Source organism: Nocardia exalbida NBRC 100660, from assembly GCF_000308575.1.
Lineage (GTDB): Bacteria > Actinomycetota > Actinomycetes > Mycobacteriales > Mycobacteriaceae > Nocardia > Nocardia exalbida.
Map to the genome: position 1 here is coordinate 115,639 of NZ_BAFZ01000061.1, position 23,046 is coordinate 138,684.

The window sequence follows — 23,046 nt, forward strand, 5'->3', positions numbered from 1 at the left end:
CGACATCGAATCCGAGCGCCCGGCACGACGCCGTTCCTCCATCCGCACGGGCGGAGTCAGGCCCCAACCTGTGGGCCGGCGGCGGGGCGTGGCTCGGCGAGTGTGGAGCGCTTGCGTCCGTATCCGAGGTAGACCGCGATGCCGACCAGGACCCACACGCCGAACCGCACCCAGGTCAGCACCTCGAGGGTGGTCGCGAGCAGGACGCAGCCGAACAGCGCGAGCAACGGAACCACCGGCACCAGCGGGGTGCGGAACGGGCGCTCGCGCTCGGGCTCCGCCCGGCGCAGCACCAGCACGCCCACGCACACCACCGCGAACGCCGACAGCGCGCCGATGTTCACCAGTTCGACCACGATGTCGATCGGCAGCAGTCCCGCGATGACCGCGCCCAGCACGCCCAGCAGCAGCGTCAGCCGTACCGGCGTGGACCGCTTCCCGGTGGCCGCGAGGCGGTAGGGCAGCAGCCGGTCGCGGCACATCGCGAACATCAATCGCACCTGCGCGTAGACGATCAGCAGCAGGCCCTTGGTCAGCGCGATGATCGAGGCGATCACGATGACGTCGCCGATCCATCCGATCCGCACCGCGCCGAACGCGGTGGCGATCGGCGCGCCGTTGTTCAGCGTGGCGAACGGCACCATACCGGTGAGCACGGCGCTGACCAGCGCGTAGAGCACAGTGGCGATGAGTACCGTGCCGATGATGGCGAACGGTACGTCGCGGCGTGGGTCGCGGGCCTCCTCCGCCGACGCGGCGACCACGTCGAAGCCGAGGAAGGCGAAGAACGCGATCGCCGCGCCGCCGATGATGCCCCCGACGCCGAACGGCGCGAACGGGGTCCAGTTGTCCACGCTCGCGTGCGGGGCGCCGACGGCGACCACCAGCACGAGCACGCCGATGGTCACCCCGACCAGCGCCTTGGTGATGCGCGCGGTGAACGTCACCTCGCCGACCAGCACCGCGACGACGGCGGCGACGATCAGGATGGCGGGCAGGTTCACCACGCCGCCTTCGGCGGGCCCCGCGACGAGTGCGTGCGGGATGGTGATGCCGAACAGGGAGTCCAGCGCGGAGACCGTGGTCCCGGACCAGCCGATCGCCACCGCGGCGCCCGCGATGACGAACTCCAATAGCAGGTTCCAGCCGACCAGGAACGCCGGTGCTTCGCCGAGGGTCGCGTAGGTGTAGGTGTACGCGCTGCCGGAGACCGGCACCATCGCCGCGAGTTCGCTGTAGCACAGCGCCACCAGTGCGCACACCGCTCCGGCCAACACGAACGACAGCACGATGGCGGGGCCGGCCTTCTCCGCGGCGGCGACGCCGGTGATGACGAAGATGCCCGCGCCGACGATGGTGCCGACGCCCATGGCGGTGAGATCGAGTCGGCCGAGCCTGCGCGCGAGCGTGGGAGCGCCCGCCTCGGTCGTGGTGTCGGGCAGTCGGCGGCGCCATCGCCGGGCGGATGCGGTGGTCATGACTCCCTTACGAGAACGGTCCGTCGGTCACGGCCGGTGTGCCGAACCGATAACCCATTCTCGCCGCGCGGTCCCGCCTGGGAATAACTGGGGTGTTGCGCTCAGCTGCCGGAGGAGGCGGCGAAGGGCGTGGCGACGGCGACGCGGGCGGTGCGGTGCGGATGCCGCCACAAGCCCTCGCGTTCCAGGATCGGGAGCACGCCTTCGCCGAACCAGTACGCCTCCTCCAGGTGGGGGTAGCCGGAGAGGATGAAGTGGTTGATGCCGAGCCGCGCGTATTCGGCCAGCCGATCGGCCACTTCGGCGTGTGAACCGACCAGGGCGGTGCCCGCACCGCCGCGGACCAGGCCGACTCCCGCCCAGAGGTTGGGCGCGATCTCCAGCCGCTCGGTGCTGCCGCCGTGCAGTTGCGACATGCGCCGCTGACCCTCGGATTCGCTGCGCGCCAGATTGGCCTGCACCCGCTCGATGTCGGCGGGGTCGATGCCTGCCAGCAGCCGGTCGGCCTCGGCCCACGCCTGCTCGGAGGTGTCGCGGCTGATCACGTGGACGCGCAGGCCGTAGTCCAGGACGCGTCCGTGATCCACCGCCAGACCGCGGATCCACTCCAGCTTCCTGCGCACCGCGGGCAGCGGCTCGCCCCAGGTCAGATAGGCGTCGCTGTAACGGGCCGCGATCGGGCCCGCCGGTTCGGAGGAACCGCCGAAGAACACCGGCGGCACCGGATCGGGCCGGTTGCTCAGCAACGCCTGGTGGACCCGGATGTGTTCGCCGTCGAACGTCACGGGCTCGGTGGAGGACCACAGTTCCCGCACCACGTGCAGGAATTCGCCGGTGCGGGCGTAGCGCTGGGTCTTGTCCAGGAAGTCGCCGTAGGCCCGCTGCTCGTGTGGCTCGCCGCCGGTCACCACGTTGAGCAGCAGCCTGCCCCGGGAGTGCCGCTGGAAGGTGGCCGCCATCTGCGCCGCGAGCGTCGGGCTGACCAGGCCGGGGCGGAAGGCCACCAGGAATTTCAATGTCTCGGTGGTGTCGACCATCATCGCGGTGGTCAGCCAGGCGTCCTCGCACCACGCGCCGGTGGGGGTGAGCACGGCCTCGAAGCCGTTGGCCTCGGCGGCGGCGCCGATCTGGTTCAGATACCGCAGGTCGGCAGGGCGGTCACCGGACATGAAAGTGCCGTGCCCGCCCGCGACCAGTCCACGGGAATCGCCGTAGGTGGGGAGGAACCAGTGGAACGACAGACTCATGTGAGCCAACTTCCTTCCGGAGATCGCGGCCGAGCCGGTAGCGGGCAGATCGAGGTGGCGCGCCCGGGGGCGCGCCAGTGATCCATGCTGGGCGCTCGCCCGGCTCGGGTCACGGTTTGGAACCAGCCCGGTTTTAATCGCGGTGTCCGCGCGTGTCACGATTCGTGACTAGACGTAACCACGGATAACACGTAATCTGGCCTCAGCACGCACCCTCGGGTGTGCGAGGCGGAGCGGACGAAACGAGTACCTCAATGACGCGGCATGTCGACGTATTGATCATCGGCGCTGGGCTGTCCGGAATCGGCATGGCCTGCCATCTCACCAGGGAGCGGACCGGACGCAGTTACGCGATCCTGGAGCGCCGGACGGCCATCGGCGGCACGTGGGACCTGTTCCGTTATCCGGGCATTCGCTCCGATTCCGACATGTACACCTTCGGCTACGGCTTCCGTCCGTGGAACGGCACCAAGGTGCTCGCCGACGGTCCGCACATCCGGCAGTACATCGAGGAGACCGCCGCCGAGTACGGCGTCACCGAGCACATCCGGTTCGGGCGCAAGGTGACCACGGCGCGCTGGTCCGGTGAGACGGCCACCTGGACGGTCGAGGCGCTCGATGAGCGGACCGGCGAGACCGAGGTCTTCACCAGTAACTTCCTGGTCGGCTGCACCGGCTACTACGACTACGACAACGGCTACCGCCCTTCGTTCCCCGGCGAGGAGAACTTCGGCGGGCAGATCGTGCACCCGCAGCACTGGCCCGAAGATCTCGACTACACCGGCAAGCGGGTCGTGGTGATCGGCTCCGGCGCCACGGCGATCACCCTGATCCCGGCTATGAGCGACGCGGCCGCGCACGTCACCATGTTGCAGCGCTCACCGACCTACATCACCGCGCTGCCCGCCGACGACCCGGTCGCGGTGGGGATGAAAGCCGCCAAGGTGCCCGAGAAGCTCGCCTACCGGATCGGGCGGGCGCGCAACATCGCCTTGCAGCGCGCGAGCTTCCAACTCTCCCGCACCAACCCGGAGGCGGCCAAGAAGCTGCTGCTGGCCGCCGTGCGGATGCAGGTCGGATCGGGTATCGACATGCGGCATTTCACCCCGAGCTACAACCCGTGGGACCAGCGGCTGTGCGTGGTGCCCAACGGCGACCTGTTCAAGGTGCTGCGCAGCGGTAAGGCGTCCATCGTGACCGACCGCATCGAGACCTTCACCGAGACCGGCATCCGCCTGGCCTCCGGCGAGGAACTGCCCGCCGACCTGGTGATCAGCGCCACCGGCCTGAGCGTGCAGATGCTGGGCGGCATGAGCCTGGAGGTCGACGGTGAGCCGGTGGTCACCCGTGACCGGGTGGTCTACAAGGGCGCCATGCTCGACGGCGTGCCGAACGCGGTGATGGTGCTCGGCTACACCAATGCGTCCTGGACGCTGAAGGCGGACCTGGCCGCCGAGTACTTCTGCCGCGTGCTCAACCACATGAAGGCCAATGGTTTCACCCGGGTCGAGGCCGTGGCCGCCGATGGCGATCGGGGTGCCGATTCGGTGATGGGCGGCGCGCTGACCTCCGGCTACATCCAGCGCGGCGACGCGGTGATGCCGCGCCAGGGCACCAACGGTCCGTGGCAGGTGATCAACAACTATTTCCGCGACCGCAAGCTGCTGCGCAAGGGCGCGCTCGAGGACGGGGTGCTGACCTTCGACCGGGCCGAGCAGACGCCGACCGCCGCGCGTCCGCTGGAAGGCACGCGCAGCGCCTGAGCGCCGCCTACAGACCCAGCAGGGTCTCGGCGACTCTACCCATGGCGGCGCAATACTCGGCGCGGCCGGACTCGTCGGCCGTCCGGCGGGCGAGGACGCCCGCGGTGAGGGTGTAGCCGATGGTCTCCGCGATCACCCGCGGGTCCGTTACCGGCGCGATGCGGCCCGCCTCGAGCTGACGCTGGAGATAGCGGGTGAAGCGGCGGATCGGGCGCTCGGTGATCTCCTCGGCCAGTGTGGCCACCTTCGGGTCCACCGCCCCGCGCTCGTCGATCAGGCGCAGCAAGGGCCCGGCCGTGACGACCGCCGTGGCGAAGGATTCTATGGTGGCGCGCAACACTATTCGAGGATCGTCGTCCTCGATGCCCGGCTCCTGGGCGGCGAGGAAGTCGTCGCGAACCCGTTCGGCCAGCGCGAGGAAGATCTCCTCTTTCGAGGCGAAGTAGACGTACATCGTCGCGCGGGAGACGCCCGCCGCTCCGGTGATCGCTGCGACCGTGGTGTTGTCGTAGCCGCGCTCGGCGAACACCCGGGCGGCGGCGTCGAGCAGGGCGTGGTGCCGGGGGGTGTGCGAACGCTCCCGCGCTGCGCGCACCGACCAGGTGGACTGGGTCGCGCCGGTTATCGTGCCGCATGTTGACGTTGACGTCAATGTCAACGAGACTGGGCGGCATGCAGGTCGTTGTGGTCAACAGGGGAGAAGTAGCGGTCCGCGTGCTGCGCACCGCCAGGGAACAGGGCTGGCGGACCGTGGCGGTGCACACCGCCGAGGAACAAGACGCGCTGCATGTCCGGTTGGCCGACGACGCCGTGGCGTTGCCGGGCGCCGGGGCCACCGCCTACCTCGACGTGACGGCGGTGATCGCCGCGGCAAGGAAGGCGGGGCCGGGAGCGCTGGTGCACCCGGGGTACGGATTTCTCAGCGAGAGCGCCGAATTCGCGCGCGCGTGCGCGGCGGCGGATCTCGTGTTCGTCGGTCCGTCGCCCGAAGCGCTCGAGGTCTTCGGCGACAAGACCGCGGCGCGCGCGGCGGCCGATCGCGCGGGTGTCCCGGTGATCCCGGCGACCGATCGCGGCGCCGACATCGCCGCGGTCGAGTCCCTGCTCGCCGCACACCCCGACGGCGTGATGGTGAAGGCCGCCGCGGGTGGTGGAGGCCGTGGTATGCGCGCCGTGCGGGATGCGGCGCACCTTCCGCAGGTGATCGAACGCTGCCGCGCGGAGGCGCTGGCCGGATTCGGCGACTCCGGGATCTACGCGGAGGCGCTGGTCACCGGCGCCCGCCACATCGAAGTCCAGATCGTCGCCGACGGCCGCGGCGCGGCCGCCGTCGGCGATCGCGATTGCAGCGTGCAGCGCAGGCAGCAGAAACTCCTCGAGGTGGCGCCTGCGCCCGAACTCTCCGCCACGTTGCGCGAGCGGCTGCACGGCTGGGCCGTCCGGATCGCCGAATCGGTCGGATGCCGCGGGGTTCTCACCGTCGAGTTCCTCGCGCGCGGCGACGAGGCGTGGTTTCTCGAGGTCAACCCGCGATTGCAGGTCGAGCACACCGTCACCGAAGCGGTCATGGGGATCGACCTGGTCGCGGTGCAATGCGCTCTGGCCCGCGGCGCCACGCTCACCGAGCTGGCGCTGCCCGCTCCTGATGGCGCACGCGGCTTCGCGGTGCAGGCGCGCCTGAACGCCGAGACCGTCACTTCGGGCGGCGACGTGCTGCCCGGCGCGGGCACGCTGACCCGGTTCGCGCCCCCGACCGGTGGCGCGGTGCGGGTCGACACCGCCGCGTTCACCGGGATGCGGCAGGACGCGCGTTTCGACTCTCTGCTGGCGAAGATCGTCGCGAGTGGTCCGTCCTATCCGGCCGCACTGCGCCGGTGCGCGGACGCCCTGGCCGAGACCGTCGTGACCGGGGTGGACACCAATCTCGCCGTGCTGCGCGCGGTCCTGGCGGAGTTGTCGCTGGGCCGCGTCGTCTCGACCACGTGGTTCGAGCAGCACGTCGGTGAATTGGTCCGGCGGGCCGAGGATTTCGCTCTCGTCTTGCCCGCCGCGCCGGTCGGAGAGCCGGTCGCGGCGGCCGAGGTGACACTGTCCGGTGACGAGCAAGCGGTGCGTTCGCCGATGGGCGGCACGGTGGTCGCGCTCCCGGAGCCCGGGGCCGTCGTCGCGGCGGGCGGCGAGGTCGCGGTACTGGAAGCGATGAAGATGCAGCACGTGGTGCGCGCCGAACAGGACTTGCGCGTGTGCCGCCACATCGTCGCGCTCGGCGCCGTCGTCGATCCGCACGCGCCGCTGCTGACCTTCGTCGCCGCCGACTACGATGGCGCGGTCGTGGAGCACGGTGCGGTAGACCTGGATTCGGTGCGCGCCGATCTCGCCGAAGTCCACGCCCGCCACCGCGCCGGCCTCGACGAAGCCCGCCCGGAGGCGGTCGCGAAACGCCATCGACTCGGGCGGCGCACCGCCCGGGAGAACATCACCGACCTGGTCGACGCGGACAGCTTCGTGGAATACGGCGCGCTCGCGGTCGCCGCGCAGCGCCTGCGTCGGAGCCAGGAGGACCTGATCGCGAACACACCCGCCGACGGTCTGGTCGCGGGCGTCGCCACCGTCGGCGCCGGGCGATTCGGTCCCGATCGGTCCCGCGTGGTGGTGCTGTCCTACGACTACACGGTGCTGGCGGGCACCCAGGGGATGCGCAACCACGTCAAGACCGACCGCATGCTGGAACTCGCTCGCGAGCAACGGCTTCCGGTGGTCTTCTTCACCGAGGGCGGTGGCGGCAGACCGGGCGATACCGACTATCCCGGCATCTCCGGCCTGGACGTCACCACCTTCCGCGCGATGGGTGCGCTCTCCGGCCGCGTGCCGCTGATCGGGATCGTGTCCGGGCGCTGCTTCGCGGGCAACGCGGCCCTGCTCGGCATGTGCGACGTCGTGATCGCCACCCCCGACGCGAACATCGGCATGGGCGGTCCGGCCATGATCGAGGGCGGCGGACTGGGCGTGTACGCACCGGAGGACATCGGGCCGGTCGAGGTGCAGCGCCGCAACGGCGTCGTGCACATCGTCGCCGCCGACGAGGCCGAGGCGGTCGCCACCGCGCGTCGCTATCTCGCCTACTTCCAAGGCGACACCGCGGACTGGACCGCGCCGGACCCGCGCCTTGCGCGGCACGTGGTCCCGGAGAATCGCCTGCGCGCGTTCGACATCCGCGCCGCCATCGAAGCCGTCGCGGACGTCGGGTCGGTGCTGGAATTGCGGCGCGACTGGGCGGTCGGGATCGTCACCGCGTTGATCCGGGTCGAGGGACGGCCCTTCGGATTGATCGCCAACAACTGCCACCATCACGGCGGGGCGATCGACGCTCCCGCCGCGGACAAGCTCGGCATGTTCCTGCGCTTGTGCGACGCCCACGGCCTGCCGATCGTCTCCTTGTGCGACACACCGGGTTTCATGGTGGGCCCGGACGCGGAGAAGGACGCCACGGTGACGAAGTTCAGCCGCCTGTTCATCGACTCCGCCGCGCTCTCGGTGCCGCTGGGCACCGTCATCGTCCGCAAGGGTTACGGTCTGGGCGCTCAGGCCATGGCTGCCGGCTCGTTCCGTGCGCCCCGGTTCGTCGTCGCGTGGCCGACCGGGGAGATCGGCGGCATGGGCCTCGAGGGCGCGGTCCGCCTCGGGTTCGCCAAGGAACTGGCCGCGATCGATGATCCGGTCCAGCGTCAGGAGGCTTTCGACAATCTGGTCCAGCTCGCCTACGCCAACGGTAAGGCACTCACCGCCGCCACCGTGCTCGAGGTCGACGACGTCATCGACCCCGCCGACACCCGCCGCTGGGTTCGCACACTGCGTTGATGCGCGGCGGGCGTGAGGCTCCGCGGCCGACGCCGGACTGCGTACGCACAGCCCAGCCTCCGGGTCCGCGCCCGCGGCTCGACAGCCCGCAGGGCCGGTCCAGAGGGTGCGCGGCGTCAGCGCACCCCGCTCAGCGCGTCGACCAGGTTGCGGGCGCGCAGGTCCAGCGCGCCTTCGACGATGTGGTTGGTGACATAGGCGAAGGCGAGGCGGCGATCGGGGTCGGCGAAGGCGAGACTGCCGCCACGGCCCGGATGGCCGAACGAGGCGCCACCGCCGAGCGGCAGTTCCGGGGTGGGCAGCATGTACCCGGATGCATACCGGCCGGGCAGCATCAGCACCCGATCGGTGCCCGCCACCTGTTCGCGAGTGGCCGCCGCGAGGGTGTCGTCGGTGAGCAGGCGCCTGCCGTCGACTTCGCCGACGAGCGCCGCATACAGCCGGGCCAAGCCGCGGGCGGTGCCGATGCCGTTGCTGGCGGGCAGCTCCGCGGCCTGGACGGTCGGGGAATCGAAGTCGATGTCCGCGGGGTCGGTGATCTGGAAGGCCCGATTGACCAGTGCCTGCGGGTCGCGCATCGCGGCGAGCAGTGGACGCAGCGACTCGGGAACGTTTTCCTCGGGCACCTCGGACAGATCGGGCGCCGGAGCGAACACCAATCGGCTCACCCGGTGCTGCTCCGCCGGTGGGAGCCCGATGAAGAAGTCGATATCGAGTGGACCCGCGATCTCCTCGGCCAGAAACCGGCCCGGCGTGCGACCGGACACGCGGCGAATCACTTCGCCGATCAGCCAGCCGTAGGTGCGCCCGTGATAGCCGAACGCGGTCCCGGGCTGCCAGTTCGGCGCCTGGGCGGCCAGCGCCTCGACCATCGGCGTCCAGGCCAGGGCGTCGTCCAGCGGAACGGGCTCGTCCAGCGCCGCCAGGCCCGCCTGGTGGGTGAGCAGCCACCGCACCGGGATGCGTGCCTTGCCCGCCGCCGCGAACTCCGGCCAGTAGCGCGCGACGGGAGCGTCGAGGTCGAGTTCGCCCCGTTGCGCCAGCAGGTGCGCGATCGTCGCGACGACGCCTTTCGTCGCCGAGTAGACCAACTGCAGCGTGTCGCGCTGCCACGGTCGCCCGGTGCCGGGGTCGGCCGATCCGCCCCACAGATCGACCACCGGCTGCCCGTCCCGGTACACACAGACCGCGCCGCCGACCTCGCCGTGTCCGGTGAAGTTCGCCGCGAACGCCTCCCGCACGACCTGGTAACCGGCGGCGACGGTTCCTTCGACTGTCATGCGGCACAGCATGTCACGCCGCGGCAGAGCGGGCACCCGGCCCGATCTCGCGGCGGACCGCGCTCGGCGCCCGGAAGCATGCCCGGAGCATCGCTCGGAATCGGTTCTGGTGTTCGGTCACCCACTCGGCGAACGTTCGGGCGGCCGCCCCGGCATTCCCGACGACCGGCCTACGGTGGTCGGCCGGTCATGCGGCGATGGTGCGGTCGGTGTGCCGATGCGGCCGGCGGCCAGCGGTCAGGGGCCTGCCGAACGTCACGCGCAGTGCCGTCCCAGCCATAACGAGCAAGCCGCGCACTCCGGGCGCCATGGTCGCGACAGAACGTACCGTCCGGGTGCCCGCGGGCGGCAGCTGTTTGCCTGCGAATCGGTCGGCAAGCCATCGCAGGCTGATCGGCGTCGAGAGTGGCAAGAGAGTGAAATGGTCGCTGCACCGGTCGCGCAGGTAGGTGACGTGGACGCCCGCGCGGCGGTAACTGTCGACTTGTGCGTCGATTCCCTCGATGTGGACGATCTTGTCGCGCACGGGCTGGACGACCAGCAGCGGGCACCGTGGAGCGGATCCGCCGAGCCGCAAATCGTCCAGCATGCCCTGCAGTTCCGGTTCGGCCATGATTTCTTCCAAGGGCTTGTGCAGGTAGTCGTCGAATTTCTGGTTGGCCAGCCGCAGCAGCGCGGTGATGGGCGGCAGCCTCCGCGCGCGCTCGAGTAGGCGGTGGCCTTCGGGAGTGAGGTTGGCCTCGATGACGCGATCGAGGATCGGGTACAGCGGCCGCAGCGCGGCGATCACGATGGCGGGGAAGCCGGCGTAGCGGCCGCCGTTGAGCCGGATGAACACCTGCCCGGGATCGCCGACGGGGGAGCCGAGGACGGCGCCGACGATGTCGAGTTCGGGGGCATAGGTCGGCGCCATCTCGACGAGCCAGGAGCTGGCCATGCCGCCACCGGAGTAACCCCAGACGCCGACCATGGTGTCGGCGCGCAGATGTAGTGGCCCGAATTGCAGGGCGGCCCGGATGCCGTCCAAGGCGCGGTAGCCGGGCTCGCGTGGGGCGCCGAAATTGCCTGCGCGGCCACCGTGGTCGGCGATGCTCACCGCCCAGCCGCGCCGCAGGGCGCCGGCGACCAGCAACCACTCCGCCTGCGTGATGGACCCGCGGGCCTGGGCGCCGCGCTGCAGGACATAGGAGGGGTCGCAGCGCTCGGTGACGGCGTCGATCGCCGATTGGAACGCCAACAACGGCCGGTCGGGGTCGGGTACGGCCCCCGTGGGCAGCAGCACGGTCGTGACCGCGGCCTCCGCCCGGCCGTGCAGATCGCTGCTGCGATACAGCAGTTGCCATGCCGAAACCTTCTGCGGCACAACCGCGAACAGCGCCACCTCGACGGGACGGCTCCGCACGATCGCGCCCGGCCTGTGCGCGGCCAGATCGGCCGGTGGTCGGTAGAAGGGATCCTGTGCGGGCAGGAGTGGGTTGTGTCCTGCCTTCCGCCGGCCACCGATATTCGAACGCCTCGTCATCACGACCTCTTGTTTCTTCCAGCGGAGGACCGGCGGAGCCAGGCGCTCGGCGATGGTGCGGCCGGAGCGGCACACCGTAGGCCCCCGAGTGAGCACGCATTTCCCCGCGCCGACTGCCGGAATCGACGTGAATGAGGGTCGCTCGCGTTCGGCATCAGTTGACTCGGTCCGCGTATCCGGACGGTAATTCGTCCGGTGCGCAGGCGATGACGGCGTCGTCGTTCTCGCCGACATGTTCATACCACGTGATGGTGGCGAGCTCGCTGACCACATGGATCGGGTAGGTCGGGCCCTGGTCGCGATAGGAAGCCATCCGGTCGAGGAACTCGTTCTGGAACAGCACTGTTCGCTCGGGGTGCTCGTGTACCCAGCGCGGGAAGAAGATGACCCCGTGCAGAAGTCGCCGCGCGGGCAGGATGTCCACGGCGACGCTGGTGCCGGTCGGTTCGGTCCAGGAGACCTTGAAGTGGTCGGTAGTGATCCGGACGGCGTCGACATGCTGATCTTTGACCCAGCGTCCACCGACCATGCCCGAGTGGATCCGGTAGTCGATGGTGTGGCTGTTCTTCACGTACATCTCATACCGCCACCCGTTGTCGTAGCGGTAGATGAATCGATGCCCCACGAGGCCGGTCAACTCGGCTGTCGGCGGCGCGCTGTCCTCGGTGTGACGTGGGACGTTCATCGGAAAGGCTCCTGTGCGGGGTGGCCGGGGCGGTACGCGCCCGTGCAGCTAATACTTTTGTTGCAAAAGTAATGGCGGGTGCCGTGCACCGCAAGTGCACAATGAGTTCGTGGATGCCATCACCGTCCGGGCTGGAGCGATATCGGAGCCCGATGTCGAGGCTCGGCTCAGTGCTCTGCTGGGGCCGCTGCGGCGTGCGGTGCTGAACCGCACGCGCGCCGCCGAGGGGTTGCCGGATTTGCCGGAACCTCAGATCGAATTGCTCCGGTTGCTGGTGGCCACCGGTGGCCTGACGCCCACCCGTGCCGCGAGTGAACTCCGAATGGCGCCCTCGACGATCAGCAACCTCGTCAAGACGATGGCCGAAACGGGGCTGGTCGATCGCAAGCCGCTGTCTTCCGACCGGCGCGGCGCGATGCTGGTGGCGTCCTTGCGGGCGCGGCATCTGCTCGATCGGTATGACCAGGCCAGCGCCGCGATGTTGCGCGAAGCCCTTGACGCCCTTCCCGCCTCCGACCGCACGGCGATCGACTCCGCGCTGCCCGCGCTGCAGCGCTTGCTGACCATTCTGGCGAGTGGTCCCGACGCCGCGTAGTCGTCCCGCGATCCGATTCGTCCAATTCCTCCCGCCCATGGCGTCGGCCCGGTAAGTTGCTTTTGTCACAAAAGTAGGTTCCAGGTCGGTGTGGCGATGCGTCAGGCGCCGACCTCAGGTGTGCAGGAGTGTTCTCATGCCGGTCGACGTCGGGATATCCCAGCGTGTGCGCCCGCTACGGTGGTTGGTCGTTGTCGTGGTCCTGGTCGTCGGGGCGGTCGGCTTTCCCGCCGCCGGACCGGCAGGCGCCGACGACGGTCCGGCTACGAGTGTTTCCGGTGGGATGATCCGGGGTGCGCGCGTCGACGGGGTGATCCAGTATCTGGGCGTCCCGTTCGCGGCCTCCACCGGGGGCGTCAACCGTTTCGCGCCGCCGCGGCCCGCGCCGTCATGGACGGGCGTTCGCGCGGCCACCGCGCACGGCCCGCAATGCCCGCAATCCTCTCCGTTGCCGTGGGCCCCGGCGGTGCAGCCCGCGAGCGAGGACTGCCTCTCCATCGACGTCTACGTGCCGGAACATCCTGCCGGAACCGAACTTCCGATCATGGTGTGGTTCTACGGTGGTGCGTTCGTCCTCGGTTCCAACGCCCAGTACGACTCACCCGCCCGGCTCGTGCGCGATGGCCAGGTCATCGTCGCGATACCCAACTACCGACTCGGCCCGTTCGGTTTCCTGGCGCTGCCCGAACTCGCTGCGGCCGAAGGCGGGATGACCGGAACCTACGGCACCCTCGACCAGCAAGCAGCACTGCGATGGATCCGCGACAACGCTGCGGCCTTCGGTGGAAACCCGGACAACCTCACCTTGTTCGGCGAATCCGCGGGCGGCATGAGCGTCTGCACGCAACTGGCCTCACCGACCGCCCGCGGTCTCTACGCCAAAGCCATCATCGAAAGCGGTTCCTGCGCACGCAGCCCCCTCGCACCCGCCTCGAAAGAACAGGCCTATCAGCGATCGGCCGATTACGCCGCCGGTCTCGGCTGTGCCGAGGCCGCGACTCGCCTGGCGTGCCTGCGCGCGCTACCGGCCGACCGAATGCTGGATTCGCCCACGACGACTCTGCACACGATGGCCGTCACCTGGACCCCGGTGCGCGACGACGTCGTCGTCACCACCTCGCCGGAGAACGCTTTGGCCGACGGGGCCGCACGCGATATTCCGCTCGTCGTCGGCAGCAACGCCGACGAAGGGGCGACGTTCCTCGCGCTGCTCGACTTCGCTCGCGCCACCATGCCGGGCTCGGCGGACTACCTGGATTGGGCTCGGGAAATCTTCACCGGCAACGTCGATCGCGTTCTGCAGCGATACCCCGTCTCCGCCTTCCTGAGCCCGGTCGAGGCCAAGCAGCACGTGATCACCGACGGTTTCTTCGCCTGTCCGGCGTTGTTCACGACCCGAGCCGCCCGTCGCGGCGGTGCTCAGGTGTGGCAATACCAGTTCAACGAGGCGCCCCTGGGGCACAACCCGATCCTGCCCGGAGCCTTTCACGGCGCCGAAGTGCCCTACGTCTTCTCCGGATTGTTGGGCGTGCCCATCCCGCTGCCACCCGCGGCGGACCGTCTCTCCCAGCGGATCCAGCAGAGCTGGGCACAGTTCGCGCACACCGGGAACCCCGAAACGCCGGCCTTCGCCCCGTGGCCGTCGGGCTCGGACACGACCCGAACCCTCGAACTCGGCAGCGACGCCATCACCGTCGCGGACTCCTTCGCCCGACAACACCACTGCGACCTCTGGTCGGATATCGGCCATATCGGCTAGCGGCACGTTCGGTCGCCCAATGAGCGCACCCTCGGGTCGGCAGCGCCCGACCGGCCGGATCGGCGGCGAACCTGTCGTGGGTCACCGGAATACTCGGGCCGACCGATCATCGTGACGAACTGGAGGAGCGCATGGCGCGCGAACTCGACGACCTGCCCTACGCCCGGTACCTCACGGTCCCGGACGGCGACCTCGAGGCGGAAGGCGACTACGACTGCGTCCGGATGGACGGCGGTGAACTCGACGATCTCGATGTGCGGCACGCGCGGTTCAACGAGTCGGCGTTCACCTCGATCACCTTCACCCGGGGAAGTCTGCGCTACAGCCGGTTCACCGATGTGTGGCTGCGTCACGTCCGCTGGGTGGGCACCGAATTGGCCGACACGGGATGGCTCGACGGAGAGGTGGTGTCGGGCGCGATGTCCGGCGTCGATTTCGCGGGAGCGAACCTGCGGCGGGTGCGGTTCGAAGGCTGCAAATTCGACTCGGTCAACTTCCGCGGCGCCCACTTGCGCGAAGTGTCCTTCGTCGACTGCGTACTGCGCGATTGCGACTTCGCCGAGGCCGCGCTCACCGACGTCACGGTGCCCGGCTCGGCGCTCGTCCGGCTGTCGTTGCGCAAGACGCGGCTGGCGAACGTGGATCTGCGCGGCGCGACCGCCCTCGACTTCACCGAGGGGCTCGACAGCCTGCGCGGGGCGACGGTCACCAGTCTGCAACTGATCGACCTGGCGCCCGCTTTCGCGCGGTCCATCGGCATCACCGTGCGGGATTGAGCGCGTGCGAGCATCGGATTCCGCTGTTCGGGCGACGAAAAATACTGTGCGACAGGCTGTGGCCTACCGGCATTTCGGCGAACCACCGATGCGCGCGACACCCGATTGATACATTGCGCCGATACCGCGTAGTACCGCTTCATCGAGGATGCGAGCCATGGTCGATCCGGATTCTCTCCGCAGTGCCGCGGGCGTGCGCGCTCTCGTACACATCGCCGGTGAGCGGGGCATGGCGCCTGCCGAGTGCCTGGCCGGTACGGCGCTGGGACCCGCCGAACTGGACGATCCGGCCGCCGAGATCACCGCGCACGACGAACTGCGGGTAGTGCACACGGTGCTCGGTCGCTTCGGTGACGAGCCAGGGCTCGGCCTCGCGGCGGCGGTCCGGCACCGGCTGCGCTCGCGCGGGCCGTGGGGGCTCGCGCTGCTGGGCAGCCGGACACTGCGCGAGCTGATCGAAGTCGGGTTGTGCTGCGTCGGTCGTACGGTGCCGTTCGGGCGATTGACCGTCGAGGAAGCCGGCGGCGAAGCGCGGCTGGTATTCGAGGATTCGAACATTCCGCCCGGGACGCGGGCATTCTTCGCCGAAGCGAGCCTGGCCGGGTTGCCCGCCTTCGATCGTGAGCTGTTCTCCGCGGGTGTGCCGGTACGGCAGGTCAGTTTCCGGCACGCTGTTCCGCGCGACATCCGGCGATATCGCGATATCTTCGGGGTCGCGCCGATATTCGGTGCGCCGGTGAGCGCGGTGGTCTTCGACCGCGGTGTGCTGGACCGGCCGTTGCCCCCGGCGAACGACGCCGCGCGGGACAACTGCGGGCAACTGTGCCGCGATCTGCTCGACCGGCACCGGGCGCGCACCGGCGTCGCGGCTTCGGTACGCGACCGCCTGGTCCGCACTCCGGGTGAGATCCCCGATCAGTCGACGGTCGCCCTCGGGCTGTATATGAGCTCGCGCACGCTGTCTCGGCGGCTGCACGAGGAAGGCACGTCGTTCCGGGCACTGCTGGACGAGGTGCGCAGAACCATGTCGGAGGTGTTGCTCGCACACACCGATATGACCACCGAACAGGTCGCCGCGCGGCTCGGCTACGCGGAGGCGGCCTCCTTCATCCGTGCCTTCCGCCGCTGGCAGGGCTGTCCTCCGCAGACGTTTCGCTCGCGGGGCCGGCGCCCGCATCGCGCGCCCGAGTTGGTCTGAGCGTCAGCGGCTCCCCGCCGAGCCGGTCATCCGGTGGAACAAGCCATTGCGCGCGGACGCGGGCAGACCGTCGGCTATCGTGCCGCCGAGTAGCGGGCGGTCGCTCCAGCACTGGGACGCAAGCACGGGACGCTCCCGTACTATCGCGATCGGAGTCGGCCTGCCGGGGAGATGAAGGAGGACGGTGTGGAAGTTCGCACCAGCAACGAGCCACTGTGGTTACGGTTGGGCCAACGACTTCCGGAGCATGCCGGATCCGCGGCATCGTCGGCCGGGGGAGCGAACCGATGAGCGATGATGGTGCCGACCTACGCTGCGCGGGATGCTCGGCTGTCGGACTGGACGGCCCGCGGTGCCCGTCCTGCGGTCTGGAACTCGGTTACCGGTACGTCGCGCTGCCCGGTGACGATCCGACGCCGTGCGTCGAGTGCGGGGGAGACCGCTTCGACGCGGAGGGGCGCTGCGCGCGATGCGGCCGGGCCCGGACGGCGCCGGATCGCTTCGACGCCGACCTCGACGCGGTCGCGGTGCTCACCGATCGTGGCATCGCCCATGCGCGCAACGAGGACGCCGTCGCTGCCGGGGTGCTCGATGGTGCCGCGTCCGGAGCGGCCGCATCCGTCGTGATCGCGGTCAGCGATGGGGTGTCGACCTCGTCGCGCCCGCAGGTGGCTTCGGGTGCGGCGGTCCGCGCCGGTGTCGGCGCCACCGCCGCCGCGCTCGCCACCGGAGCGCCTGCGGCAGAGGCGATCATGGCCGGACTGACGGCCGCCGTGCAGGCGGTCCGCGAGGTCGACGTTCCCGACGGCCCCGCGCCCTCGTGCACCTACGTGTCCGCCGTCGTCGCCCACCACGGCGAGGAAACCGAGATCACCGTGGCCAATGTCGGTGACAGTCGCGCTTATTGGTTGCCGACCGGCCGAGACGGCCGACCGGCCGACGAGCAGGCCCAACGGCTGACCGTCGACGACTCGTGGGCCCAGGCGCTGGTCGACGCGGGCGCGATGGACGAGCGTGCGGCGATGGCCGACCCCCGGGCGCACACGTTGATCCGCTGGCTGGGCGCGGACAGCCCGCCGGAGCCGTGGGCGGACAACTGCGTACGGACGGTCCGTGTCGCCGGGCCCGGCCTGCTGCTGCTGTGCTCCGACGGACTGTGGAACTACGCTCCCTCCCCGTCCGCGCTGGCCGAGCAGATGGCGGGCGCGTCGCCCGCGGCGGCGGCCCGCGCGCTCGCGGAGTTCGCGTTGCGCTGCGGCGGCGGGGACAACATCACGGTCGCGCTGGCTCCTGTTCCGTGGGGAAGCCGTCCGTCCGTTCCATAGACAGCGATGTTCATGGTTGCGTATGGTCGTCCACTATGACGAAGTTCGCCGGCAAAATCTGCCTGATCACCGGGGCGGCCAGCGGTCTCGGTCGCAGCACGGCGCTCGCGGCGGCGGCCGAGGGCGCCGCGCTCGTGCTGACCGATATCGCCGCGGAGGGTCTGGCGCGGACTGCCGCGGACGCGCGTGCCGCAGGCGCGACCGTGCACCTGGCCGAAGCGGCCGATGTCAGTGACTACGACCAGGTCGTCGCGCTGGCGGCGCGGGTGCACGACGCGGTGGGCAGCGTCGACATCGTCATGAACGTGGCGGGCATCGCCACCTGGGGCACTGTCGACCGGCTGACGCACAGCCAATGGCGGCGCACCATCGACATCGACCTGATGGGCCCGATCCACGTGATCGAAGCGTTCGTCCCGTCGATGATCGCGGCCGGCCGCGGCGGCCACTTGGTGAACGTGTCGTCGGCGGCGGGGCTGTTCGGCCTGCCCTGGCATGCGCCGTACAGCGCGAGCAAGTTCGGCCTGCGCGGGGTGTCGGAGGTGCTGCGGTTCGACTTGGCGCGCCACCGCATCGGCGTGAGCCTGGTGTGTCCGGGTGCGATGGCGACGCCCATGGTGGACAGCGTCGACATCGCGGGCGTCGATCGCACGGCCGAAGCGGTGCAGCGAGGAATGGCGCTGTTCATGCGGCACGCGGTGACGCCGGAAGCGGCGGCGCGGTCGATCGTGCGCGGCGTCGAGCGCAACCGCTACCTGGTCTTCACCTCACCCGACATCCGGTTGGGCTTCTGGGCGCAGCGCTACTTCCCGCCCGGATACAACGTCGCGATGCGCGGGTTGAACTGGGCGATGAATCGCTATGTCGAACAGAAGGCGGGCGCCGCCGCCAACTGAACACGGCAGGGCGCCCGCCGACGGTCGAGCCGGGATTCGCGATGATCGTCGTCATGACATCGGCTGTCTATCTGATCACCGGGATCCAGGCGGCGGGCAAATCCACCGTGGCCCAGGCGTTGGCCGAACGGCTGCCGCGCTCGGCGCACGTGCGAGGGGACGTGTTCCGCCGTTTCGTCGTGCACGGGCGGGTGGAGATGAGCGCCGATCCATCGCCCGAGGCGCTGGCCCAGCTGCGGTTGCGCTACCGGCTGGCCGCCGCGACCGCCGACGCGTACGCCGAATCCGGGTTCACGACGGTGCTGCAAGACGTCGTGCTCGGCGACTTCCTGCCCTGGCTGGCGGATCTCATTGTCACCCGCCCGCTCTATGTCGTGGTGCTCGCGCCGCGCCCGGAGGTGGTCGCCGCGCGGGAGGCCGGGCGGGGCAAGGTCGCCTACGACGAATTCACCGTGGCGCAGTTGGACACGCTGCTGCGCGAGAGCACGCCCCGGATCGGACTCTGGCTGGACACCTCGGAGTCGACGGTCGAGCAGACGGTCGACCGAATCCTGATCGAGGCCAGGCCGCTGACGGACTGACGCGGGGCGTTCGATCCGGATCCGGCGGACCCGTCCGCTCAGGGGGTGTCCCGCGGCACGCGCAGGGGAGTGAGCGAACTGGTGGCCGGTCCTTCGATCAGCGTGCCGTCCGCGGCGAAACGCGAGCCGTGCAGCGGGCAGTCCCAGGTGCGTTCGGCGTCGTTCCAGTTGACGATGCCGTACAGGTGCGGGCACACCGCCGAGACCCGGTTGGTGACGCCGTCCACCGTGCACACGGCGGTCGGGTGCAGGCCCTCGCGCAGTACCGTGCCGCAGCCTTCGTCCGGAGCGGCGCCGTCGTGGTGGGTCGCGACCCGCAGCCAGCCCGCGGAGAGTTTCTGCGCCACCGCACTGTTGATCTTCGTGGCCGCCGGTAGCGCCTTGAGTTCGTCCGGGCGCCAGCTCGCCAGGGCGCCCGCCCACCGGGGCGGCGTGCCGGTGAGCCGCCCGGCCAGCGCGATGGCCGCGGCCACACCGTTGGTCAGACCCCATTTGGCGTAGCCGGTGGCCAGCTGTATGTCGTTCTGACCGGGCAGCACCGGCCCCACGTAGGGAAGTTCACCGATGGGGGAGTAGTCCTGAGCGGACCATCGGTGTGTCGGTTCGGCGCCGGGGAACCAGGTTCGCGCCCAGCTCACCAGATCCTCCACTTTCGCGCGGGTCGATCCGCCGCGGCCGACCACATGGCCGTTGCCGCCGACCAGCAGGAGCTCACCGTCCGGTCCCTGCGCGCGACGCAGGGACCTGGTCGGGCTACCCGCGCTGATGTACATGTCGCGCGGAGCGGGCCGGTCCAGGCGCAGGGCCGTCAGATAGGAGCGCTGCGGAGTCAGACGGGCGAAGAACCCGCCGCGATCGAGGATCGGCGTCCCGGTGGCCAGCACCACCCGGCGTGCGCCGAGGTCACCGTGCTCGGTGGAGACGACCAGCTCGCCGCGGCCGCCGTGGTGCACGCCGCGAACCGAGGTGGACTCGTAGATCGGCGCGCCGTGCGATTCCACGTCGGCCGCGAGGGCCGCCAGCAGCGCCATCGGGTCGAGTTGTGCCTGATCGGCGAGGCGGACCGCGCCGTGCGCCGGGAAGGGGGCATCCAGCTCGAAGAGTAGTTCGGTGGGCAGACCGGCCTTCTGCGTCGCGGCGTATTCCGCTCGCACGGCGGACATCTCGTCGTCGGTCTGCGCGTAGGTCAACGCCGCGGCCCGCTCGACGGTGACGTCATGGGCGGCGCAGAAACGCAGCAGCCATTCCTGGCCTTCGCGATTGGCCGCCACGTAGTCGCGCAGGACGTCATCGGAGTGGTGCTTGGCGATCTGCTGGGCACGGGTCCCCTGTAGCAGGCTGACTTTCCCGGTGGTCGCGCCGGTCGTTCCCGCACCCACGCGCTTGCCTTCGACCACGGCCACCTCGATGCCGTTCTCGACCAGCAGCAGCGCGGTCACCAGTCCGGTGAGCCCGCCGCCGATCACCACCGTGTCGAAGTGCGATCCCGGCGTCAACCGCAACCGCGCCGGGACCTGCGCGCCGTGCAACCATAGGGACGTCATAAGCCCGAGATAGCCGGTCTCGGCGCCCTGAAACGCCCGCGTCGCTTCCTCGTCACACCCGGACCTGACTGCTGAGCTGCCGATCCGCGGCGGCGAGCACCTCGGCGGCGCTGATCATCGCCAACCCGGGCGCAGGCGCGTTCGACCGGGGATCGCCGACGTGTCCGGCCCACAAGGCGACATGGGCCATCCGTTCCGGGGGCGGTCCCCACACCGCGGGCGAATCGGGGCCGAAGACGAGCACCGACGGGGTGCCGAACGCCGTGGCCAGCTGCCCCACACCGGTGTCGCCACTGAGCACGAGGGCGGCGTCGGCCACCGTGACGGCCAGCTGCCGCAGCGTGAGTTCGCCTGCCAACACGCTGTTTTCGGGCAATCCGGCCGCTTCGGCCACGCCGCGCGCGAGCGGACGGTCGGCCGCGCTGCCGACGACCCGCACCGGATACCCCCATTCGCGCAGGCCCGCCGCCACCGTCGCGAACCGCTCGGCGGGCCAGCGCCGAGCAGGCGCCCCGCCCGGATAGATGACGATCCAGCGGCGCTCGCCCGTGCTCTCCGGCGGCGGTGTGAGGTCAAGTCGCGCCGGATCGGCCGCGATACCCGCCCATTCCAGCAGACGGCACCACCGCACTGTCTCGTGCAGGCCCGGCTCGCACAGCGCACCCGGCAACTGCGGAAAGTCCTTGTGGCGGAAGGTGATCGTCTGCTCGGGATCGGTTGCCAGCAGCGCGCGTATGCTGTCGGCCCCGGCGTCGTGCAGATTGACCGCGAAGGCCGGCGGCGGAGCGTTCCAGCGCAGTCCGCCGACCATCGGGGTGGCATGGAGTTCGTCGACGCAATCGGCCAGTTCTACGACGGGACGCAGCCATCCCGGCGCGGCGAGTACGAGCCGGTGGCGCGGACGGACGTCGTGCAACGCGCGCAGCGCGGGAACCGCGGTCAGCAGCTCCCGCAGGCCGTGCGCGCGCAGCGCGAGCAACACAGTCACGGAAAAGCCTCCACTTCGGCGCTGAGGGCACGGCCCCGCCGCCCGGGCCGACATCGTCGGCGGCCCGGGGCGGGTGTGCCACATAGCTTCGAGTCGTTCGCGAGAATGCCGCGAAACGGGGCTCGAAGCCCGCCGCCGTGGTGCGGTCCTCGACGCCGTTGTCGAGGGGAACGCACGGATGACGGCGGTGCTCCCGAGGGGGTTCGGCGCCTGGACGCCCACGGCGGGAGCGGCATTCGGAAATCGGACGAGCAGTCCTTGCTACCTTCGAAGATGCCCGTTCTGCCTGATTCGAAACCCTCGCTATTTCGGCACGAAGATGCCGGTGAGATCGGCCTTGCGGATCGGAGTATCCGGATTGGCCTGTGCCGCGCACATCAGCTTGATCGCCGCGATCGAGGCATCGACGGTCCTGGCGTCTGGCGTGCCGTCGCCCTCGCGTTCCTGCTCGAGGAACTTCTCGGTGGTGATGCGCTGCTTGTCGTTGTCCTGGGCGACGAACTCGTTGCACGGCGTGTCACCGCCCTTGTTCACGATCTTCTCCGGCTCGTCGCCGCATCCGCCCGCGCAGAGTGCCAGCGCGGCGAGCGCGGCGATGCCCATGCGGCCCGCGGCGCTCATCGGCCGAACCCCGCCAGAGCCGAGGCCAGGTCCGGCACGTTCAGCGCCTGCACCGCCTGCTCGCGGACATCGGGGCACTTCTGCGTGGTGATGGTATCGATCGTGCCCCGGTCGGTGACGACCACGTCGTTGAGACCCCCGTTGCGGGCGGCCCAGTTGTGCACGGTGCCGTTGAACGTCACTTTGGCGACGGTCGCGCCCTGGCCACGCCAGGTGTCGATGTCGGCGCGCATCATGTCGCACAGCTGCTCGGCCGCCGCGGGAGTGATCTCGTCGGTATTCGGCACCTGCGAGCTGGACGGTCCCGGCATGGTGATCGAGACGGTCGCGGGTGCGGGCGTGTTCGCGGCCGGATCGCCGTCGTCGGCCGAACACGCCGTGAGCACCGAGCCCGCCGCCAGCGCGCCCATGAGCAGCGCGAAGCGGCCCAAGGGCCGGTTGGGCTGGTTTGTCATTCTTTCTCCTGGTTGTCGAAGCCGCGTTCTCCGGGGGCGTCACGGGGCGGCCGCACGGCCTCAGCCGAGCGGGCGGACTCGCGATCAGTGCCCGGCGGCGTCCCGCAGCCGCTTGCCTTCACGCGCCTTGATCCTGCGATGCTCGGCGATGATCACGAGGACGCCCGCGATGATGCAGACGCCGCAGACGACACCCGCGATCACCGCCCAGCCCTCGAATCCGTATCCAGCGGCGGTGAGCGTGAGCGCCATGGCCACGATGCCTACCGCGACCAGGATGATCCCCGGCCAGTTACGGGCGTCCTCGATGGATTCTCCGGCGTGCGTGCGGTTGGTGCGGGTGTCGTCCGGGAACGTGTGGGTCCGGGGTGCGTGCTGCTCTCCGGCGCCGGATCCCGCGGTCGGCTCGTTCGGTGCTGGCAGCATCGGATGTCCTTTCTGCTGAGCGGCAACGTCTTCGGTGCATGGGCGGCCC

General features: G+C 70.1%; 20 protein-coding genes. 9 read left to right on the top strand and 11 right to left on the bottom strand.

The features are described 5' to 3' along the window. Window positions 1-56 precede the first annotated feature (56 nt). Entirely contained in the window at window positions 57-1,478 is a 1,422-nt protein-coding gene (locus ON29_RS14530) for an amino acid permease (protein WP_051175198.1), read from the bottom strand. Between the two features lie 101 nt (window positions 1,479-1,579). After that, window positions 1,580-2,725, bottom strand: a complete 1,146-nt coding sequence (locus tag ON29_RS14535; RefSeq protein WP_040866784.1) for an LLM class flavin-dependent oxidoreductase — start codon at window positions 2,723-2,725, stop codon at window positions 1,580-1,582. Window positions 2,726-2,979: 254 nt separating this feature from the next. Here ON29_RS14535 and ON29_RS14540 point away from each other — a divergent pair, with 254 nt between their 5' ends. Continuing rightward, window positions 2,980-4,488: a flavin-containing monooxygenase gene (locus tag ON29_RS14540; protein WP_040866785.1), complete on the top strand. Its 1,509-nt coding sequence runs from the start codon at window positions 2,980-2,982 to the stop codon at window positions 4,486-4,488. A 7-nt stretch (window positions 4,489-4,495) separates the two neighbouring features. On the opposite strand, the gene ON29_RS14545 is transcribed toward ON29_RS14540, so the two are convergent. After that, window positions 4,496-5,140 (bottom strand): TetR/AcrR family transcriptional regulator, encoded by a 645-nt coding sequence (locus ON29_RS14545; RefSeq protein ID WP_157172780.1) that lies wholly within the window; start codon window positions 5,138-5,140, stop codon window positions 4,496-4,498. Between ON29_RS14545 and ON29_RS14550 the strand changes: the two genes are divergently transcribed. Beyond that, window positions 5,140-8,346, top strand: a complete 3,207-nt coding sequence (locus ON29_RS14550; RefSeq protein WP_245548957.1) for an acetyl-CoA carboxylase family protein — start codon at window positions 5,140-5,142, stop codon at window positions 8,344-8,346. The two genes, ON29_RS14545 and ON29_RS14550, sit on opposite strands and share 1 nt — an antisense overlap. A gap of 116 nt (window positions 8,347-8,462) precedes the next feature. Here the strand turns inward: ON29_RS14550 and ON29_RS14555 are convergent, their stop codons facing one another. From ON29_RS14555 to ON29_RS14565, 3 genes are all read right to left on the bottom strand, one after another. Then, window positions 8,463-9,626, bottom strand: coding sequence for a serine hydrolase domain-containing protein (locus tag ON29_RS14555; protein ID WP_040866898.1), 1,164 nt, complete (start codon window positions 9,624-9,626; stop codon window positions 8,463-8,465). A gap of 187 nt (window positions 9,627-9,813) precedes the next feature. Next, on the bottom strand, window positions 9,814-11,148 hold the full coding sequence (locus ON29_RS14560; RefSeq protein WP_051175225.1) for a lipase family protein: 1,335 nt from the start codon (window positions 11,146-11,148) through the stop codon (window positions 9,814-9,816). Between the two features lie 154 nt (window positions 11,149-11,302). Next, on the bottom strand, window positions 11,303-11,833 hold the full coding sequence (locus ON29_RS14565) for a phenolic acid decarboxylase (RefSeq protein ID WP_040866787.1): 531 nt from the start codon (window positions 11,831-11,833) through the stop codon (window positions 11,303-11,305). A 109-nt stretch (window positions 11,834-11,942) separates the two neighbouring features. On the opposite strand from ON29_RS14565, the gene ON29_RS14570 reads away from it, so the two are divergent. The 7 genes from ON29_RS14570 to ON29_RS14600 all read left to right on the top strand — a co-directional run bounded on the left by ON29_RS14570 (window position 11,943) and on the right by ON29_RS14600 (window position 18,963). Further along, window positions 11,943-12,428 (top strand): MarR family winged helix-turn-helix transcriptional regulator, encoded by a 486-nt coding sequence (locus tag ON29_RS14570; protein WP_217999164.1) that lies wholly within the window; start codon window positions 11,943-11,945, stop codon window positions 12,426-12,428. Between the two features lie 136 nt (window positions 12,429-12,564). After that, a complete protein-coding gene (locus ON29_RS14575) occupies window positions 12,565-14,187 on the top strand; it encodes a carboxylesterase/lipase family protein (protein WP_051175200.1) in 1,623 nt (540 codons plus the stop codon). Between the two features lie 131 nt (window positions 14,188-14,318). Continuing rightward, the gene (locus ON29_RS14580) at window positions 14,319-14,963 is read left to right on the top strand and encodes a pentapeptide repeat-containing protein (RefSeq protein ID WP_040866788.1); all 645 of its coding nucleotides are present in this window, start codon (window positions 14,319-14,321) and stop codon (window positions 14,961-14,963) included. Window positions 14,964-15,120: 157 nt separating this feature from the next. Next, entirely contained in the window at window positions 15,121-16,161 is a 1,041-nt protein-coding gene (locus ON29_RS14585; RefSeq protein ID WP_040866789.1) for an AraC family transcriptional regulator, read from the top strand. A 287-nt stretch (window positions 16,162-16,448) separates the two neighbouring features. Then, the gene (locus ON29_RS14590) at window positions 16,449-17,486 is read left to right on the top strand and encodes a PP2C family protein-serine/threonine phosphatase (protein WP_051175201.1); all 1,038 of its coding nucleotides are present in this window, start codon (window positions 16,449-16,451) and stop codon (window positions 17,484-17,486) included. A 35-nt stretch (window positions 17,487-17,521) separates the two neighbouring features. After that, complete coding sequence (locus ON29_RS14595) at window positions 17,522-18,382, top strand: SDR family oxidoreductase (RefSeq protein ID WP_040866790.1); 861 nt, start codon at window positions 17,522-17,524, stop codon at window positions 18,380-18,382. A 53-nt stretch (window positions 18,383-18,435) separates the two neighbouring features. Further along, window positions 18,436-18,963, top strand: a complete 528-nt coding sequence (locus ON29_RS14600; protein ID WP_040866903.1) for an AAA family ATPase — start codon at window positions 18,436-18,438, stop codon at window positions 18,961-18,963. Between the two features lie 38 nt (window positions 18,964-19,001). Here the strand turns inward: ON29_RS14600 and ON29_RS14605 are convergent, their stop codons facing one another. The 5 genes from ON29_RS14605 to ON29_RS14625 all read right to left on the bottom strand — a co-directional run bounded on the left by ON29_RS14605 (window position 19,002) and on the right by ON29_RS14625 (window position 22,997). Beyond that, window positions 19,002-20,507 carry an FAD-dependent oxidoreductase gene (locus tag ON29_RS14605; protein ID WP_040866791.1) on the bottom strand — a complete coding sequence of 502 codons (1,506 nt, stop codon included), beginning with the start codon at window positions 20,505-20,507 and terminating at the stop codon, window positions 19,002-19,004. 52 nt (window positions 20,508-20,559) lie between these two features. Continuing rightward, window positions 20,560-21,495: a glycosyltransferase family 9 protein gene (locus ON29_RS14610; RefSeq protein WP_040866792.1), complete on the bottom strand. Its 936-nt coding sequence runs from the start codon at window positions 21,493-21,495 to the stop codon at window positions 20,560-20,562. Window positions 21,496-21,798: 303 nt separating this feature from the next. Then, on the bottom strand, window positions 21,799-22,116 hold the full coding sequence (locus ON29_RS14615) for a hypothetical protein (RefSeq protein WP_040866793.1): 318 nt from the start codon (window positions 22,114-22,116) through the stop codon (window positions 21,799-21,801). Continuing rightward, on the bottom strand, window positions 22,113-22,571 hold the full coding sequence (locus ON29_RS14620; protein ID WP_040866794.1) for a hypothetical protein: 459 nt from the start codon (window positions 22,569-22,571) through the stop codon (window positions 22,113-22,115). The genes ON29_RS14615 and ON29_RS14620 overlap by 4 nt, the downstream gene beginning before the upstream one ends. An 84-nt stretch (window positions 22,572-22,655) precedes the next feature. Further along, the gene (locus tag ON29_RS14625; protein ID WP_040866795.1) at window positions 22,656-22,997 is read right to left on the bottom strand and encodes a hypothetical protein; all 342 of its coding nucleotides are present in this window, start codon (window positions 22,995-22,997) and stop codon (window positions 22,656-22,658) included. Between the last annotated feature and the right edge of the window lie 49 nt (window positions 22,998-23,046).